A 17,447-nucleotide genomic window follows, 5' to 3' on the forward strand; every position below is an offset into this window, starting at 1 on the left:
TGTGTGCCAATCAGAACTGCTTCGCAGTTCTGATTAGCACACAAAATGTGGATCAAAAGCCACCGGCAGAGCGTAGCTCTGCCGAACCTGCGTTCGTTCCACTCACGCAGACCGCGTCACCCCCTCCGGGGGTTCCTCGGCCCGCTCACTCGCCTCCGGCTCGCTCGCGGTACAACCGCTCCCGCCCAGCACCGCCGAAGCCCTCGCGCTCCCGCTGGTCGCGCTCGCCCTTCATCCACCAAGGCTGCACCACCACCGCTCTGCACCCGCTAGCTGCCACCGCACGGCGGCCGCACCGCCACCGCGGCCGCGCGCCGCGCCGTTTATCCCCGGGCCGTTCGACTCGCCGGCATGGCCGACACCGACCTCATCGAGGCGCTCCGGAGCGCCGACGCCGTCCAGTACGGCGAGTTCGAGCTCTCACACGGCGGCACCAGCGAGTACTACGTCGACAAGTACCGCTTCGAGACCGACCCCGACTGCCTCTCGCGGATCGCCCGGTCGTTCGCGGCGAAGCTCGACGGCGGGAAACTCGCCGGGGTCGCGCTCGGCGCGGTCCCGCTGGTGGCGGTCACGAGCGTCGAGACCGGGTCACCCTACGTCGTCGTCAGGAAGTCGAAGAAAGAGTACGGCACCGGGAACCAGATCGAGGGCGAACTCGCGGACGGTGAGTCGGTGACCGTTCTCGAGGACATCGCGACCACGGGCCAGAGCGCACTGGATGCCGTCGAGGCGCTCCGGGAGGCGGGAGCGGTGGTCGACCGCGTGCTGGTGGTCGTCGACCGCGAGGAGGGCGCACGCGAACGCCTCGCCGAGCACGACGTCGAGCTCGACGCGCTCGTCACGGCCGAGGACCTCCTCGCGAACGCGTAGGGATTCGTTCGCCCTCGTTTCCTCCGCATGAAAATGTTTAACACTGCGCTCCTCTCCGGGTGAGTATCAATGGGTGCCAGGGACACCATCGCGGGCTATTTCGGCTTCGACGAACACGACACCGACCTCAGAACGGAACTCCTCGCGGGGCTGACGACCTTCCTCACGATGTCCTACATCGTGGTGGTCAACCCTTCGATCCTCGGGGCGGCGATCTCGGTTCCGGGTCGGACCGACGCGCAAACCATCCAGATGATCGCGGTGGTGACGCTGGTCTCCGCCGCGGTCGCCACGCTCGTGATGGGGCTCTACGCGAATCGGCCGTTCGGCCAGGCCCCCGGGCTCGGTCTCAACGCCTTCTTCGCGTTCACCGTGGTCCTCGGGCTCGGTGTGCCCTGGCAGAGCGCCCTCGCCGCCGTCGTGGTCGAAGGGCTGCTCTTTCTCGTCCTCACGGCCGTCGGCGCGCGCGAGTTCGTCATCAAACTGATCCCCGAACCCGTGAAGTTCGCGGTCGGCACGGGGATCGGGCTCTTCCTCGCGATCATCGGGTTGGAGGCGATGCGGGTCGTCGCGGGCGACGCCTCGACGTTCCTCCAGTTCAACCCCGTCTTCGCCTCCGACCCGGTGGCGGTGCTCGCGGTGCTCGGCCTCTTCTTCACCCTCGTGCTCTACGTCCGCGGGACCAAGGGGGCGATCATCATCGGGATCATCGCGACCGCGCTCGCGGGCTACGTCGCCTCGTTGCTCGGTTTCAGCGCCTTCCCGGCCGATCAAGCCCCCGAGGGAACCACCCTGCTCTCGGCGTCGCTGGTCTCCCCGTCGGGGCTCCAGTACTCCGCGGCGGGCTACGATATCACACCCTTGGTCGGCGCGTTCGTCCAGGGGTTCCAGAACGTCGATGCGGTCTCGTTCGCGCTCATCGTCTTCACCTTCTTCTTCGTGGACTTCTTCGACACCGCGGGGACCCTCACCGGGGTGGGCCAGGTCGCGGGCTTCCTCGACGACGACGGCAACTTCCCCGACATCGACAAACCGCTGATGGCCGACGCGGTCGGGACGACGGTCGGCGGCATCCTGGGGACGTCGACCGTGACGACCTACGTCGAGAGCTCGACGGGGGTCGAAGCGGGCGGCCGGACGGGGCTGACCGCGGTCGTGGTAGGAGTACTCTTCCTCGTCTCGCTGCTGTTCGTCCCGCTGGCGTCGGCGATCCCGCAGTACGCCTCCCACATCGCGCTCGTGATGGTCGCGGTCCTGATGCTCCGGAACGTCGCCGAGGTCGACTGGAACGACCTGACCCACGCCGTCCCCGCGGGTCTGACGATCCTCGTGATGCCGTTCACCTACTCGATCGCCTACGGTATCGCCGCCGGGATCATCTCCTACCCGGTCGTGAAGGCCGCCCGCGGCCAGGCGCGCGACGTCTCGACCGGCCAGTGGGTGCTCGCGGTCGCGTTCGTGCTGTACTTCTTCGTCCGCACGAGCGGGGTCCTCGCGGGACAGCTCTGAGACCCGGATCGAGATGCGTGATTCGCTCCCCGGCCGGCGCTGGTTTCTCAGGGGGCTCCTCGGCGTGGCGCTGTGTGCGCTCGCGCTCGCGGCGGTCACCTCGGCGGTGACCGACGACCCGACCGGTCTCGGGCCCGGGAACGTCAGCCAGCCCGCGAACGGGGACACCGTCGTGAGCGTCCAGGGCTTTCACTTCCGCGGGGTCGGCAACGGCAAGAAGCCCGCCCGGCTGGTGAGCGCGGGCCCGAACGCCACCACGCAGTGGGTTCACGACGGCGGCGCGGACTCGCGGTGGTACTACGACGTCGACCCGCTCTCGGACGGCAACCTGCTGGTGACCTCGACGGAGCCCGGCGAGACGGTGGTCTACGAGTACGATCCTCGCACTCGAGAACGGGTCTGGACCGAGCGCTTCGACATCGAGGACACCCACGACGTCGACCTGATCGGGGACGACGAACTCCTCGTGGCGAACATGCGCGCGACGAACGATTCCGGTACCCCGAACGACCGGGTCTTCGTCTACAACCGCACTCAGAACCGGGTCGTCTGGGAGTGGGTCGTTCGCAACCACTTCCCGAGGGGGACCGACGGTGGCTACTCGGCGGACTGGACCCACGTCAATGACGTCGACGAGGTCGGCGAGGGGAAGTATCTGGTTTCGCTTCGGAACTTCGACCAGGCGGTCGTGGTCGATCGGTCGACGAAGCGGGTCGAGCTGCGCCTCGGGCGGGACGGCGCGCACGCCACGCTCGACGAACAGCACAACCCGGACTCCCTCGAAAGCGAGACCGGCACACCCACGATCCTCGTGGCCGACTCCGAGAACGACCGGGTGGTCGAGTACGAACGGACCGGCGGCCCGGCGGGCAACGGGACCTGGGAACGAACTTGGGCGCTCACGGGCTTCGACTGGCCACGCGACGCCGACCGCCTGCCGAACGGCAACACCCTCGTCACTGACACCCTGAACCAGCGGGTGGTCGAGGTCACGCCTCGTGGGGAGATCGTCTGGGAGTACTTCGCGCCGTGGGCCCCCTACGACGCCGAGCGGTTGAGCGCCGCGAACACGACTGGCGGGGAGAACGCCTCCGTCGGTGGGTCGAACGGCCCGACCATCGCCGACCTCGGGGCTTCGGGGCGCTACGCCGTCTCGGGCGGGACGAACGCCTCGGACGCGAACCCGTCGTTCCCGACGTGGATCTCGAAGGTGGCGCGGGACACCCCGGTCGAGACCGAGGTCGATTCGCTGGCCCGGAGTTACGCCCACGTCACGCCGTTCGTTCGGCCCGTGTGGCTGTCGAGTTGGGGGTTCGCGGCGGCGCTCGGCGGGGTGGCCCTCGGGCTCTGCTGGGCGGTCGGTGAAGTCGTCTACCGGCGGGGGCGGATCCGGCGCGAACTCGCGCGACGACTCCCCTGAGTGGCTTGCGAGGGGTTCGCACCACCGTGGTGTTCTTGAGGCTGGACGGCCTACGAGGAGGTGTAATGTCCAACCTCGAACTCTACGAACTCGAAGGCTGCCCGTACTGTGCGAAAGTCAAGGACAAGCTCGCGGAGCTCGACCTGGAGTACGAATCGCACATGGTGCCGAGTTCGCACGACGAGCGGACCGAAGTCGAGGAAGTCAGCGGTCAGACCGGCGTGCCGGTGCTCGTCGACCCCGACAACGGTGTCGAGGGGATGGCGGAGTCCGACGACATCGTCGAGTACCTCGAACAGAACTACGCCGAAGCCGCTGCGTAAGTCGGTCCAGACCACCGTTTTTTGTCCCTAACCTCGATAGCGACGGCTGTGGCGGTCGCGGTGCGGCGCGGCCGCCGTGCGGTCGCGGAGCGGTTGGCGCAGCTCCTGATGTCTCGGCGAGCGGGAGCGAGCCGAGGCGCAGGAGAGCACCGCTCTCCTGGTGGATGAAGGGCGAGCGCCCGGAGGGCGCGAGGGCTTCGGCGGTGCGGTGCTGTGCGGTTGCAGAGAGTGTGGTGATCCCACCGCGAGCGAGTGAAACGAGTGAGCGGGCGCGAGGGTGACCGGAGGGAACCCGACGCGCTTTTGATCCACATTTTGCCAGGGAGGCCGCTTCGCGGCCGACCGCAGCAAAAGGTGGGTGTTTATCGCACCACCGTCACGGGCACGGGCGAGCGCCGGACGACGGTCTCGGCGACGCTCCCGAGGAGGATCCGCGAGACGCCGTCGCGGCCGTGGCTCCCCATCACGATGGCGTCGAAGGCCTCGTCCTCGGCGAAGGAGACGATCCCGTTGGCGGGGCGGTCGACGGTGGTCTCGGTGGCGAACGAGCCGTCCGGGAGGCGCTCGCGCGCGGCCTCGAACAGGCCGTCGGCGCGGGCCTTCGAGGCCTCGTACCACTCCTCGCCGTAGCTCACGTCGCCGACCTGCGCGCCCGAGCCGGCCCCGACCGGGTTGATGACGTACAACAGCGTGACGTCGGCGTTCGGGTACTCGGCCATCGCGTGGTCGAGCGCGTCCCAGGCCTGCTCTGAACCGTCGATCGGAACCAGCACCCGTTTGACCATGCGCAATGGTAGCGCGTCAGGCGGATTAAACCCTCTGGCCGACCACCACGCCGAACGTCGATGTTTTGACGGCTCGCGGGGTAGGGTAAGTATGCTCCTGGTCCGCGGCCACGCCGGCGGGACGGCACTGACCGGCACGCTCTACGAGCGCGGCGAGGACGCGCCGTCGTTCAGCGGCGCGCCCGACGAGAGCGCGCCCTATATCTGGGTCTGCGATTCGTTCTACGAGGTCGAATCCGGTGGGCAGCCCCAACGCATCGGCGACGAGACCGTCAACGTCGCCTTCGAATCACCCGTGGCCCACGGCTTCGAGACGCGCGAGCGGGCGATCGAAGGCGCGAAGGAACATCTTCGGACGCAGTTCGCTCGGGTCGGCGTTGCGGAATCCGACGTCGAGATCGAGGTTCAGAAGGCGGATTCGGCGGCGCGATAAGTCTCGGATCTGGTTCACGACGTACTGGTCCGTGCATCAGGACGTGAACGCCGAACTGGTCCACTACATGCGGGGCGACGAGGCCGGAACCAGCATTGAGGACGGCGCTATGCATCACTATATCCATACCTACTACGAGGACGTTGAGGACCTGTATCTCGATCGCGTCTTCAAGCTCGATGTCTAATATCGTGTCAGCGGATTAACTGATGTTGTTCATGAGCCCTACTATATATAGTAGGGAATGTGAACAGGTGCGATTAATAAATTGACACGTCAATAATGTCTTCGCAAACCAGCGGACGCAGATGGTTTCTTCGAAATGTCTGATGTTTAATCGTCAGTGTATTGTACCCCTTTAACATACAACTATTCGTGTCTGGCTCGGAGAGTGGTCCGGATCCAACGAAGATAATCCCCCAGCTCTCCGAAGCGGCGACAAACATCGTTGAGCTCCCTCGATACCAAAAACATCAGGCTCTCGGAATCATACTGGTCGCAGTCGGTTTGATGGGCGTAATTTATTCTGCTTGGGCTCAAGCGTATCTTTCGATCTTCTTCGCCTTCATTCCGATCGCGGCGGGCATTTGGCTATCTCGTAATTCGGACCAAACCGACAAAGAATTCGAAGAGCTTGCTCGAAGACAGGAAGAAGCGGAAACGGAAAGGAAAGAGCATGAGGCAGAAGAGCAGAGGCATAGAACAGAAGAACAAAAACAAAAAGCGAGAGCTGCACGAGCTCGGGCCGAATGGCTTGAAGGACAGCCGGCTACCTTGAAGGAACGTAGCAGAGAGTTCGAATTGGATAAACCTGAAGACGATCAAAACACAGACCAACCTGATGAACAAAAACGCGACCAAATGGGTCCTGAGACAAAAGACAGAAGCAAAATGACCGAAAGTGATCGCCATGACTAAAAATATAGAATTTCGAGGACATTGGTGGTTGCCAGAAAGTGAGGACTCTACTGCAGGTATTGCTACATTTGACGCAGATGATGGCATCCAGTTGGATCTCTTTTCGACTCTGGGTGAGTCGGTATCAATTGACGACATTCCCAGACATGACAGAATATATGGGGTTACTACTGACGCGGAACTAATCACTCTCAATGATTGCATCCAATCTGGAGCCTCTATGAACTCTTCAGGTGACGTGTCTGTCAGAACTTCCAGCTATACCGCCAAACAGTTACTAGTCGGGCATCATTTTGAGGAGAGTAGCATACAGTTCGATAAATTCAGGATAAGATTCCCTCTCCTTCAAGATTGGCTGGGTCTATCTGGGATCAAAGGATTACCTACAGGGGATGAGTTTGAGGTGGCATACACGTCTCCAGAGAAAATCTCTACAAATCATGGTCCTTGGAATCTTGAGTTTTCGGTCACCCAAAACCACTCATTTTCCTTCGGAGATATATCTCTCTCCGAAGATGCTTATCTTCAAATTGAAAATAGGGAGGCGGATCTCACACTGGATCAAATAGGTCGTCAGGTAACAATATGGAAGAATTTCGTCACCCTTGCGTTAGATGAAGAAATATTCCCGACTCGGGTGATTGGGTATACAGAGTCTGTGTCGGGGGCAGAAGGGAGGGACATAGAGATAATGAGCACGGCGTACAGAAGCGGTGATATGGACCGTACATATCATCCAACGAAAGTAAACTTTGACTTTAGCGATATAGAACAGAACGTCTCAGAAGTTCTCTCAAACTGGCTTGATCAATCAGACAGATTCACATCGGCATATGGGCTGTATTTTTCGGTTGTATACCAATCTCCTATGCAAATTGAGAATCAATATTTGATACTTTCATCGGCCTTGGAGAGTTTCTATCAAGAGAAAACAGAAGATCCAGTTGGACTTGCCGCTGAGAATCGTCTTGACGAAGTCTTGAGGGCGATCGTAGATGAATACAAAAGTGTGTTGTCACACCTTCCGTGGGAGCCAGATGAGATGCTGTCAAAGATTCTTGAAATGAGGAATTCAATCATACACGGAATGAATATTGACTCCAGTAATAGCATGACTCTCTACGATCAAGTGCTGTTTCTTCAGGCACTCCTCGAAACCGCGTTTCTCACAGAGCTTGGTATTCCAGAGGAACACACACGAGAACGACTAAACGACAAATACACACGTCAGAGACCGTTTGTTGTCACTAAGAATACTGACGACACCAGTGAAAGCTGAGATATTATCAGTTTCTTATTCTCCGAGGTCGAATCCGGTGGGCATCCAGTACATTGGCGACAAGCCTTGTCGTGAGCCCAGCGAGTGCGAAGGGTAGTTACGCGCGCCCGGCGAATTCAGGGTATGCAGGCGGCGCTCGTGATTCTCGACGGCTGGGGGCTCGCCGACCACGACCGACTCGACGCGGTCCGGACGGCCGAGACGCCCACGATGGACCGGCTCACCGACCAGGGAGCCAGCGGCACCCTCGACACCTCGGGGCGGGCGGTCGGTCTCCCCGAGGGCCAGATGGGCAACAGCGAGGTAGGTCACCTCACCATCGGCGCGGGCCGGGTGATCGACCAGAGCTACACCCGGATCACGCGGGCGGTCGAGTCGGGCTCGCTCGACGAGAACGAGGCGGTCCGAAGCGCGTTCGAGCACGCACTCGACCACGACGGTCGAGTCCACTTCATGGGCCTCGTGAGCGACGGCGGGGTTCACTCCGACCAGGCCCACCTCCAGGCGCTCATCGGGGCCGCCGCGGAAGCCGGCGTCGAGGCGGTAACCCACGCGTTCACGGACGGTCGCGATACCGCCCCGGAGAGCGCCACCCAGTTCCTCGCGAACCTCGACGCCGCCGTCGAGGAACACGGCACCGGCGACGTGGCGACGGTCTCCGGACGGTACTACGCGATGGACCGGGACGAGAACTGGGAGCGGACGAAACGCGCCTACGACGCGATCGTCGAGCGGGCGGCCGATCACACCACGGAATCGGCGGTCGCGGCGGTCGAGGACGCCTACGAACGTGGCGAGACCGACGAGTTCGTCGCGCCGACGCTGGTCGAGGACGGGCCGGCGCTCGACGACGGCGACAGCGTCGTCTTCTTCAACTTCAGAGCGGATCGGGCGCGCCAGCTCGTCCGAATGCTCACGGACACCCGCCCGGACTGGGCCTTCGAGACCCATCCCCCGGAGATCGATCTCGTCACGATGACCGAGTACGACGAGACGTTCGCGTTCCCCGTCGCGTTCGCGCCCCACGAACCCGAGGCCACCCTCGGCGAGACGCTCGCCGGCCACGAAAAGACCCAGCTCCGGATCGCCGAATCCGAGAAGTACCCCCACGTCACCTACTTCCTCAACGGCGGGCGGGAAGTCGAGTTCGACGGCGAGATCCGGCGGATCGTCGACAGCCCCGACGTGCCGACCTACGACCAGCAACCCGAGATGAGCGCTGCAGAGGTGACGGACACCGCCATCGAGGTCATCGAGACCGACGACCCCGACGTGATGGTACTCAACTACGCCAACGCCGACATGGTGGGGCACACCGGCGACTTCGACGCGGCGGTGGCCGCCGTCGAGGCCGTCGATACCCAGTTGAATAGATTGGTCGAGGCCTGCCAGGCGGCGGGCGGGCACGTCCTGATAACGGCGGACCACGGCAACGCCGACGACATGGGGACCCCCGACGACCCCGACACGACCCACACCACCAACCCGGTTCCGGTGGTCTATCTCACGCCGGACGGCACCGACGGCGGGGAGGAAATGAGGGCGGGCGGCGAACTCTCCGACCTCGCCCCCACGCTGCTCGAACGCTGTGGGATCGAGGTGCCCGACGTCATGACCGGCGAGTCGCTCCTCGAATAGCCCTCCGAGAGAAACGGAGCCCGGGGGGTTCAGCGCGCGTCGTGGACGACCGCCCCGTTGACGACCGTCATCGCGACGTCGATATTGGCGATTTTCTCCGACTCTTTCCACGGTGAGCCGTCGAGCACGACGAAGTCGGCCTGCTTGCCGGGTTCGACGGTACCGAGTCGGTCCTCGTCGAAACCCGCGTAGGCCGCGCCGTGGGTGTACGCCCGGAGGGCTTCGGTCACCGTGAGGCGTTGTGATTCGATCGGGGCGTTCACCGCGTGGTGAATCCCGAACAGCGGGTCGAGCGGCATCGAGTCGCTCCCGAAGGCGAGGTGGACCCCCGCATCCAAGAGCGTCCGAAACGGGTTCGAGCGCTCGCGGCGGTCGGTCCCGAGCCGCGACTCGTAGAGTCCCTCGTCCCCGGCCCACTTCAGGAAGTTCGGCTGGACGGAGGCCACCACACCCGTCTCGGCGAGGCGTTCGATGGCCGACTCGGACGGGAGTTCGAGATGTTCGATCCGGTGGCGGGCGGCGTCGGCCTCGGTCGCCGCGTAGGCGTCGAGGACCGCGTCGATAGCGGCGTCGCCGATGGCGTGGGCGGTGAGTTGGAAACCGTCCTCGTCGGCGCGCTCGACGAGGTCGTGAAGTTCCGGGGGCGAAACGACCCACTTGCCTCGCTCCTCGTCCGCGCCGTCGGCGTAGGGCTCGGAGAGCTTCGCCGTCCGGCCGCCGAAACTCCCGTCGGTGAAGGTCTTGATCGCGCCCGTTCGAACGAACCCGTCGCCGTCGTCGGTTCCGAGGCCGACCTCGCGGAGCGCGTCGAGGTGGTCGGACCAGTAGTTGATCCGCACGCGGAGCGAGAGGTCGTCCTCCCGGTCGAGGTCGCGGTAGACGCGGGGCGCGTGCGAGTGCCGCACCATGTCGTGGATCCCGGTGACGCCGCGTGCGTTGGCGTGGTCGATGGCCGCCCGGAGGCGGTCGCGGGTCGCGCCCACGTCCGGCGCGATAGCCTCGCGAATCGGGCCGAGCGCGTCCTCGACGACGACACCCGTCGGCCGCCCGTTCTCGCGCAGGACGTCCTCGTCGGGGAGTCGGTCGCCGAGGCGGTCGAGCGCCGCGCCGTTGACCCCCGCGGTGTGCATGTCCTCGCGAAAGGCCACCACCGGCCGGTCGGTGGGCACGCCGTCGAGGTCGTCGCGGTCGAGATAGCGCGACTCGGCCCACTCGGACTCGTCGTAGCCGTAGCCCTGGACCCACCCGGTATCGGTCTCGTCGGCGCGGTCGGCGAGGCGCGAGACGGCCTCGACCGCCGACCCCGCCCCCGAGAGGTCGGCGTGAACCAGCCGCGTCCCGACCTCGGTCAGATGGGTGTGGGCGTCGATGAACCCCGGCAGGAGCACGCGGCCGTCGAGGTCGACGGTCCGCGTCTCGACGCCTTCGAGGAACGCGACCTCGTAGGCCGACCCCAGCCGGACGACCCGGCCGTCGCGGACCGCGAGCGCCTCGTGGACGTCGTCGGGATCGGTGAGAGTGTGGATCTCGGCGTTCGTGAGGAGGAGGTCGGCAGCCATACCGGAGCGAGGGGCGAGGGGCGCGAAAGCGCTTCGGCTGGGTTCGTCGGTCACCCGAAATACCGTCAGATCCACGGCACACACCTGTCAGCTCCGGCGTTCTGTTTATGACGACGGCCGTCCTATCAGTAGGATATGACGTACTACGCGGTCGACGCGCTGGGTGACGCGGTCGCCGTCACCCGGTCGTATCTCCTGCCGTTCGACCGGTCCCGCTGGCTCCGCCTCGCGCTGGTCGTCCTCTTCGTGGGTGGCACGTCGACGTTCAGTTTCCAGTCGAGCGGGACCGACACCACGGGCGTCCCCGAGACGGTTCCGGGCGACGTGCCGGCCGCCGACCTCCCCGAGTGGACCCTCGCCGCGGCGGCGCTCGTCGTCGTCCTGGTAGTGGTGCTCGCGCTCCTGTTCACCCTCGTCGGGTCGGTCATGGAGTTCGTCTTCGTCGAGTCGCTCCGCTCCGACGCCGTCCACCTCCGTCGGTACGGCCGACGATATCTCGGGGCCGGCCTCCGGCTGTTCGGCTTCCGGGTCGTGCTCGGGCTCGTCACGCCCGCGGCGGTCGCGGTTCCCGTCGGGCTCGCGTTGCTCCCGTTCCTCGGTGGCTCCGGGCCGGGTGCGGGTGCCGCGGTGGGTGCAGCGCTGGTGGTCGTGCCGGTGGTACTCCTCGTCGCCGTAGTCGCCGCCCTGGTCTCCGGGTTCACGACGATGTTCGTCGTTCCGGTGATGCTGCTCGAAGAGCGCGGCGTGCTCGCGGGCTGGCGACGGCTCTGGCCGACGCTCCGGGGCCGGTGGGTGCAGTACGCGGTCTACGTCGCCGCCGAGTTCGTGCTCTCGATCGCCGCCGGCATCGCCGTGGCGATCGTCGACCTCCTCGTCCTCGTCGCGCTCGCGATCCCGTTCGGGATCCTCGCCGGGGTCGTCCTGCTCGTCGGCGGGTTCGGGACCTTCTCGACGGTCGAGGTGGTCGCGCTCGTGGTCATCGGCCTCGTCTATCTCGTGCTGGCGATCGTCGCGGTCCTGCTCGTCCAGGTCCCCGTCGAGACCTACTTCCGGTTCTACGCGCTCCTCGTGCTCGGGGACACCGACGAGGCGCTCGATTTGATCCCCGACCGACGGGCGGCGGTTCGGACCGAGACCGAGACGACGGCGTAGGATCGAGGGATGCCTTCGGACGGTTGTGAGGTGGGAAAACGGGATGGGGGGGATCGACCCGACTCAGGCCGCTGGTCGTTCGTTGGCCGTCCCCTCGGGACGTGGTTCGACGGTCCGCAGGTCCGCCCAGGTGTGGCCGATGATGTAGTAGGCCGCCACGGCGGCGTAGAAGCTCACGAAGACGCCCACGAGCGTCCCGAGGAACGGGACGACGTTGAGCACGCCGGCGACGACGACACCGAGGACGATGACGCCGAGCGCCAGCAGCCAGCCGGTCGCGTAGGTCCTGCTCAGTAGGACCGGCCGGAGCGCGCCGAGGTCGAACCCGTCGCTCAGACGGCCGGTCTCGGCGAAGTTCGCGGTCGCGGCGGGGATGACGTACCACGCGGCGAGGCCGAGGAGTATCGAGAGGAGGACTCCGACGAAGATGCTGGTTCCGCCGATGACGCTCCCCGCGTCGCCGGAGAACGCCGCCATGACGCCGCCACCGACGAGCACGAAGCCGACGATGGCGGGGACGAGCCCGTAGACGACGGCGATGGCGAACGCCTTCAGGCCGTCGACGAGGAGGCCCTCCCAGTCCGCGAAGACCGGGGGCTCGTCGTCGCCGTTCATCGTTCGCTGGAGGACCCGAACGAAGTAGCCCGAGACGACGAACGCCGGGACGAGGAGGAAGCTCAAGATCGATAGCAAGCCGCCGATGAGGACGGTCTTGACGACCTCGTCACTGTTCCGCAGGTAGGTAATCGATTCACTGATCATTTTGCTCACCAAGAATACTGCTCGCGGGCGCGACGCAACTATTCTTATTCATACGAACGTTCCCCGAGGAGATAACTGTTTCTTATGGTTACATGAACACCGACTCCCGGTTGATTCCCGGGGTCCACCGCGCGCTCGTGTGGAACCCAAACGGTTAGCCCGCCCGCGACGAGGCTGGGGCATGAACGCCGACGACCTCGCCGAGCGCGTTCGGGAGGGCGACCTCCGCCTCCACGAACTCGAATCCCACGCCGACCCCGACACCGCGGCCGCCGCCCGGCGGCGCGTGGTCGCGAGCGAGACCGACACCAGCCTCGACTCGGTGGGCGAATCCCATCTCGCGGCCGCCGATACCGACTCGACCATCGAGAACCTCGTAGGTACCGTCGAGATACCGATGGGTGTCGCCGGGCCGGTCCCCGTGGCGGGCGGCGAGCGCGAGGGCGAGCACTACCTCCCGCTCGCCACCACGGAGGGCGCGCTGGTGGCGTCGGTCAACCGGGGCTGTTCGGTGATCCGGGCGGCGGGTGGGGCGGACGCGCGGGTGACGAAACGTGCGATGACGCGCGCACCGGTCTTCCGAGTCGCGGGGATCGTCGAAGCCGAGGCAGTGGTCGAGTGGGTCCGCGACCACGAGGCCGACCTCGCGAGCGCTGCCGAGTCCACCACTTCGCACGGCGAACTCGTCGATATCACTCCCTACGCGGTCGGCGATTCGGTCTTCCTCCGCTTCGGCTACGACACCAAGGACGCGATGGGGATGAACATGGCGACGATCGCCACCCGCGAGGCCTGCGACGTGGTCGAGAGCGAGACGCCCGCCGAGCTCGTCGCGCTCTCGGGCAACCTCTGTACGGACAAGAAACCCGCCGCGATCAACGCCGTCGAGGGGAGGGGGAGAAGCGTGGTCGCCGACGTGCGGATCCCGAACGACGTGGTCGAGGAGCGCCTCCACGCCACGCCCGAGGCGGTCGCCGAACTCAACACCCGGAAGAACCTCGTCGGGTCGGCGAAGGCGGGTGGGTTGGGGTTCAACGCCCAGGCCGCGAACGTCGTCGCCGCCGCCTTCCTCGCCACGGGTCAAGACGCCGCCCAGGTCGTCGAGGGCTCGAACGCGATCACCACGATCGACGCCCGCGAGGACGAGCTCTACGCCAGCGTCTCGCTCGCGAGCCTCGAAGTCGGCACCGTCGGCGGTGGCACGAAACTACCCACGCAGGCCGAGGCGCTCTCGCTGCTCGGGGTGCGCGGCGGCGGGAGTCCCCCCGGATCGAACGCCGACGCGCTCGCCGAGGTCATCGCGGCGGGTGCGCTCGCGGGCGAACTCTCCCTCCTGGGGGCGCTGGCCTCCCGGCACCTATCGAGCGCCCACGAAGAACTCGGTCGGTAGGCTTGCGTCGGCAGTCGGTACGCACATCCCGTCCGAGCGAGAACGGGGGGTATGGCGATCGACCGCATCACGGCCGAGGCCGACCTGATCAGAACCGTCCTCCAGCAGAAGTACCTCGACGACGCCGGCGAGCCGGTGATTCGGGTCGATCCGGACGGGAACGCCGACCTCTTCGTCCACGAGGAGGGCTTCGACAACCCCGAGGGCGAGATCGACCAGCCCGACGAGGGCGTCGACATCCGCCCCGAGCGCTTCGTCGGGAGCGACCTCGACCTCCCGGCCAACGACGACGACCTGAGCGAGGACGAACTCCAGACGCTGACCGAACGCCTCGGCTCCGAACTCGAAGCCGCGCTCGCCGAGGAGGTCGACCTCAACGCCGACCGCGAGGAGAGCGAGAACGTCGTCCCGGTCGAGTACTCGACCAAGGGCCCCTGAGCCGGCGCTGGACGAGACCCGAGACCCGAAGATCAGCCTTTCACTACAGTAGTCGATACCGGCCGTCGTGTCGGCTCACCGCGCCCCGCTGAGACAGCCGTTCGAGCGCGCGTTCGGTGTAGTCGGCCGGAACCCCGTCCCGTTCGGCGCGGGCGACGACGTTCGATTCGCTGGGGTCGTCGAGGTCGGCGATGGAATCGCGAACGACCTCCATCCGGCTCTTGCTCCCACCCGATTCGGTGGCCGCCTCGCCCGCCGCGGCCGTTCGCTCGGCGTCGAGCCCCGACCTCTCGAGGTACTCCGCGTCGCTCATCCCGCCGGCCTCGGCCTGCGATTCGAGGGTCGAGAAGGAATCGAGCTCGTCGGGCGCGTGGTCGCTCCGGGCGGCGAGCAGCCGGGTGCGGGCCTCGCGTGCGGCGTCGCCCGACTCGTGCTGGGCGAACTTCTTCAGCGCCTCGAAGCGGTGGCGCTTGCCGCACGAGGGACAGGTCGTGGTGTCCGGTCGTCCCTCGACCACCCAGAGCGCGCTGCACTCGCCGCAGCCGACCACCGCGTACATAGCGCTACTGGGGCGACGAACCGTGTTGAAGCTTTAGGTACCTCGGCGCGTGTGGAACGCATGGAGCACGTCGCAGCCGACGACGGTACGTCGCTCGAACCGATGGAGGGCGTGCAGCTGACGATGCTCGCCGGCGGCGAGCGGATGAACGTCCAGGCGTTCGAGATCGAACCGGGCGCGGTGGTGCCGGCCCACAGCCACCACCACGAGCAGGCGGGCCAAGTCATCGACGGCGTGCTGACGTTCGTGACCGACGACGCCGAACGCGAGGTCGGTCCCGGCGGGAGCTACGCGATCCGGAGCGAGGAACGTCACGGGGCCGAGAACCGCGGGACGGAGACGGTTCGCGGCGTGGAGCTGTTCAGCCCGCCGCGTGAGGCCCCCGACTGGGCCGAGTGAGGACCCCGAGAATCGGTCCAGTTAGGGTCGCGGTGCGGCCTTCTGCATCGCGCGCTCGGCGATGTTGCCCCCGTAGTCGGCGGTACGCGAGAGGGAGTCCACGACGAGCCCGAGCTGCTGGGCGCGCTTGGGTTCGAGGTCGCGAAACAGGCTATCGGCCTCGCGGGCGGCCTCGTCGACCGCGTCGATGTTCGCCATCGCCTCGTTCGCGAGCCGAACCGCCTCGTCGGCGTCCTCGGCGAGGAAGGCGTCCATCGCGGTCTCGACGACCGCCGCGGCCTCGGTGTGGAGGGCGTCGAGCGCCGCGGCGACTTCCTCGGAGACGCCGTCGTTCGTCGCTGCGACCTCCGCGATCTTGGTGGCGTGGTCGGCGACGCGTTCGAGCTGACGCGCGCTCGAGTGGTAATCGAAACACGTCTCGCGCGGGAGGCCGACCTCGGTGGCGGCGTTCGGGTCGCGGAGCACGCTCCGGAAGACCCGTGCGGTCATGTACCAGAGCCGGTCGACGTCGTCGTCGCGCTCGGTGACGTCGTCCGCCAGGTCGGCGTCGGCCTCGCGGAGGGCCGTGACGGCGTCGCCGAGCATGGTGAGCGCGACGAGCCGCATCCGGGTGATGGCGTTGTGGACCGAGAGCTCCGAGGAGTCGAGCAGGTCCTGGAGGGTCACACGGTCGGCGGTCTCCTCGATGACTTCGAGACCGACGAGCCCCTGGGTCGCCTGGCGGATGGTGCGGCGCTGGGCGGCGTCGACGTTCGCGGTTTCGAGCGTGATGACGTCGAAGCCGCTGACGTACATCGTGACCACCGCCCGGGTGAGCTCCGCACCCTCGAGGCCCGTGACGTCGAGCGTTCCCTCCGTGGCGGCGTCCTCGCGACGTGGCGCGAGCAACAGCGAGTCGTCCTCGGGATAGAACTCGACTTCGCTGCCGGCCTCGATGCCGTGGTCGGTCGCCCACGCCTTCGGCAGCGAGACGGTGTAGGTCGAACCGCCCGTGACCTGGACCTTGCGGGTCTCCATACCCAGAGTCGGAAGCTCCATTCCAATAAATCTACTCAATAATATATAGTACACCTCGTGTATCTCCGAAACAACGGCGAACCGTCGTACATTGTGAAGGGGAGGCTCTAGAGCAGTATTTACAACTATATTGTAGTTCAGTATGCTATATAGCTCGTTTCGAACGGCGATCGTCTCGGCGAAGGATACATTACCCGAAGAGGCCGACGGAGGGCTATGCCCCGCGAAAGCTATCAGGCCCAACTCGAAGCCCTCCGCGAGGACGTCCTCTACATGAGCGAGGTCGTGCTCGAACGCCTCCGGATGGGGCTCGACGCGCTCGCCAGGAAGGACGACCGGCTCGCCCGGAAGGTCATCGAGGGCGACGACGAGATCAACGGGATGTATCTCGATCTCGAAGGCGACTGTATCGACCTCTTCGCGCTCCAACAGCCCGTCGCGGGCGACCTCCGGTTCATCGCCTCCTCGTTCAAGGTCATCACCGACCTCGAACGCATCGCGGATCTGGCCACCAACCTCGGCGAGTACACCTTCGACGCCGACCGCGACGTCTTCCCGGAGGTCGACGTCCAGGCCATCGGCGAGTTCGCCGAGACGATGGTGGCCGACGCGATGGCGGCCTACGCGGCCGGCGACGCCGACGCCTGCTACGCCATCGACGAGCGCGACACCGAACTCGACGAGCGGTGCGAGCGCGCCTCCGACACCGTGGTCCGCGAGCTCATCGGTATCGAGGGCGACCCCGTCGACGACGTCGACCAGCTCATGACCGACGTCTCCCGGTTGCTGCTCACGATCCGCGACCTCGAACGCGTCGGCGACCACGCCGTCAACATCTCCGCACGGACCCTCTACATGGTCGAGAACGACGACGAACTCATTTTCTAACCGCCCACCCACTTTTTTACTCCTCGGGTTGGCTCACTCCGTTCGCCAACCGCTCGTCGCAAAAACCTGGACTAAAAATCCCCGCTCGTTCGGCCTCCGGCCTCA

Annotated in this window: 19 protein-coding genes; 14 read left to right on the plus strand and 5 right to left on the minus strand. The window is 65.6% G+C overall.

Annotation, left to right across the window (positions count from 1 at the left end; all coding sequences use genetic code 11):
- Positions 1 to 351 precede the first annotated feature (351 nt).
- The 4 genes from pyrE (at position 352) to GT355_RS17470 (ending at position 4,125) form a co-directional block, all read left to right on the plus strand.
- Positions 352 to 873, plus strand: a complete 522-nt coding sequence (gene pyrE, locus GT355_RS17455; protein WP_160135779.1) for an orotate phosphoribosyltransferase — start codon at positions 352 to 354, stop codon at positions 871 to 873.
- A 69-nt stretch (positions 874 to 942) separates the two neighbouring features.
- Positions 943 to 2,382: an NCS2 family permease gene (locus GT355_RS17460; protein WP_160135780.1), complete on the plus strand. Its 1,440-nt coding sequence runs from the start codon at positions 943 to 945 to the stop codon at positions 2,380 to 2,382.
- A gap of 13 nt (positions 2,383 to 2,395) precedes the next feature.
- Positions 2,396 to 3,802, plus strand: coding sequence for an aryl-sulfate sulfotransferase (locus GT355_RS17465; RefSeq protein ID WP_160135781.1), 1,407 nt, complete (start codon positions 2,396 to 2,398; stop codon positions 3,800 to 3,802).
- Between the two features lie 65 nt (positions 3,803 to 3,867).
- The gene (locus GT355_RS17470) at positions 3,868 to 4,125 is read left to right on the plus strand and encodes a glutathione S-transferase N-terminal domain-containing protein (RefSeq protein ID WP_120075009.1); all 258 of its coding nucleotides are present in this window, start codon (positions 3,868 to 3,870) and stop codon (positions 4,123 to 4,125) included.
- A 362-nt stretch (positions 4,126 to 4,487) separates the two neighbouring features.
- On the opposite strand, the gene GT355_RS17475 is transcribed toward GT355_RS17470, so the two are convergent.
- A complete protein-coding gene (locus GT355_RS17475) occupies positions 4,488 to 4,910 on the minus strand; it encodes a universal stress protein (protein ID WP_120075007.1) in 423 nt (140 codons plus the stop codon).
- 91 nt (positions 4,911 to 5,001) lie between these two features.
- Here GT355_RS17475 and GT355_RS17480 point away from each other — a divergent pair, with 91 nt between their 5' ends.
- The 5 genes from GT355_RS17480 to gpmI all read left to right on the plus strand — a co-directional run bounded on the left by GT355_RS17480 (position 5,002) and on the right by gpmI (position 9,178).
- The gene (locus tag GT355_RS17480) at positions 5,002 to 5,343 is read left to right on the plus strand and encodes a DUF7113 family protein (protein WP_160135782.1); all 342 of its coding nucleotides are present in this window, start codon (positions 5,002 to 5,004) and stop codon (positions 5,341 to 5,343) included.
- Positions 5,344 to 5,374: 31 nt separating this feature from the next.
- Positions 5,375 to 5,530 carry an integrase gene (locus GT355_RS17485; protein ID WP_160135783.1) on the plus strand — a complete coding sequence of 52 codons (156 nt, stop codon included), beginning with the start codon at positions 5,375 to 5,377 and terminating at the stop codon, positions 5,528 to 5,530.
- Between the two features lie 188 nt (positions 5,531 to 5,718).
- Positions 5,719 to 6,261, plus strand: coding sequence for a DUF308 domain-containing protein (locus tag GT355_RS17490; protein WP_160135784.1), 543 nt, complete (start codon positions 5,719 to 5,721; stop codon positions 6,259 to 6,261).
- Positions 6,254 to 7,540 carry an ApeA N-terminal domain 1-containing protein gene (locus GT355_RS17495; RefSeq protein ID WP_160135785.1) on the plus strand — a complete coding sequence of 429 codons (1,287 nt, stop codon included), beginning with the start codon at positions 6,254 to 6,256 and terminating at the stop codon, positions 7,538 to 7,540. The genes GT355_RS17490 and GT355_RS17495 overlap by 8 nt, the downstream gene beginning before the upstream one ends.
- A 123-nt stretch (positions 7,541 to 7,663) precedes the next feature.
- A complete protein-coding gene (gene gpmI / locus GT355_RS17500) occupies positions 7,664 to 9,178 on the plus strand; it encodes a 2,3-bisphosphoglycerate-independent phosphoglycerate mutase (protein WP_160135786.1) in 1,515 nt (504 codons plus the stop codon).
- Positions 9,179 to 9,207: 29 nt separating this feature from the next.
- Here gpmI and GT355_RS17505 read toward each other — a convergent pair whose 3' ends face one another.
- The gene (locus tag GT355_RS17505) at positions 9,208 to 10,737 is read right to left on the minus strand and encodes an amidohydrolase (protein ID WP_160135787.1); all 1,530 of its coding nucleotides are present in this window, start codon (positions 10,735 to 10,737) and stop codon (positions 9,208 to 9,210) included.
- A 135-nt stretch (positions 10,738 to 10,872) separates the two neighbouring features.
- On the opposite strand from GT355_RS17505, the gene GT355_RS17510 reads away from it, so the two are divergent.
- Positions 10,873 to 11,889 carry a DUF7544 domain-containing protein gene (locus tag GT355_RS17510; protein ID WP_160135788.1) on the plus strand — a complete coding sequence of 339 codons (1,017 nt, stop codon included), beginning with the start codon at positions 10,873 to 10,875 and terminating at the stop codon, positions 11,887 to 11,889.
- A 63-nt stretch (positions 11,890 to 11,952) separates the two neighbouring features.
- Here GT355_RS17510 and GT355_RS17515 read toward each other — a convergent pair whose 3' ends face one another.
- Positions 11,953 to 12,651, minus strand: a complete 699-nt coding sequence (locus GT355_RS17515; protein WP_192928052.1) for a DUF4013 domain-containing protein — start codon at positions 12,649 to 12,651, stop codon at positions 11,953 to 11,955.
- 181 nt (positions 12,652 to 12,832) lie between these two features.
- Here GT355_RS17515 and hmgA point away from each other — a divergent pair, with 181 nt between their 5' ends.
- The gene (gene hmgA, locus GT355_RS17520) at positions 12,833 to 14,041 is read left to right on the plus strand and encodes a hydroxymethylglutaryl-CoA reductase (NADPH) (RefSeq protein WP_160135790.1); all 1,209 of its coding nucleotides are present in this window, start codon (positions 12,833 to 12,835) and stop codon (positions 14,039 to 14,041) included.
- 51 nt (positions 14,042 to 14,092) lie between these two features.
- Complete coding sequence (locus tag GT355_RS17525) at positions 14,093 to 14,479, plus strand: hypothetical protein (RefSeq protein ID WP_160135791.1); 387 nt, start codon at positions 14,093 to 14,095, stop codon at positions 14,477 to 14,479.
- A 43-nt stretch (positions 14,480 to 14,522) separates the two neighbouring features.
- Here the strand turns inward: GT355_RS17525 and GT355_RS17530 are convergent, their stop codons facing one another.
- On the minus strand, positions 14,523 to 15,038 hold the full coding sequence (locus GT355_RS17530) for a DUF5817 domain-containing protein (protein WP_160135792.1): 516 nt from the start codon (positions 15,036 to 15,038) through the stop codon (positions 14,523 to 14,525).
- Between the two features lie 60 nt (positions 15,039 to 15,098).
- On the opposite strand from GT355_RS17530, the gene GT355_RS17535 reads away from it, so the two are divergent.
- Entirely contained in the window at positions 15,099 to 15,437 is a 339-nt protein-coding gene (locus GT355_RS17535; RefSeq protein ID WP_160135793.1) for a cupin domain-containing protein, read from the plus strand.
- Positions 15,438 to 15,458: 21 nt separating this feature from the next.
- Here GT355_RS17535 and GT355_RS17540 read toward each other — a convergent pair whose 3' ends face one another.
- Positions 15,459 to 16,454 carry a phosphate uptake regulator PhoU gene (locus tag GT355_RS17540; protein WP_120074968.1) on the minus strand — a complete coding sequence of 332 codons (996 nt, stop codon included), beginning with the start codon at positions 16,452 to 16,454 and terminating at the stop codon, positions 15,459 to 15,461.
- Positions 16,455 to 16,670: 216 nt separating this feature from the next.
- Here GT355_RS17540 and phoU point away from each other — a divergent pair, with 216 nt between their 5' ends.
- Positions 16,671 to 17,342 (plus strand): phosphate signaling complex protein PhoU, encoded by a 672-nt coding sequence (phoU, locus tag GT355_RS17545; protein WP_160135794.1) that lies wholly within the window; start codon positions 16,671 to 16,673, stop codon positions 17,340 to 17,342.
- Positions 17,343 to 17,447 lie beyond the last annotated feature (105 nt).

Origin of the sequence: Halococcus salsus, assembly GCF_009900715.1 — an archaeon.
Classification (GTDB): domain Archaea; phylum Halobacteriota; class Halobacteria; order Halobacteriales; family Halococcaceae; genus Halococcus; species Halococcus salsus.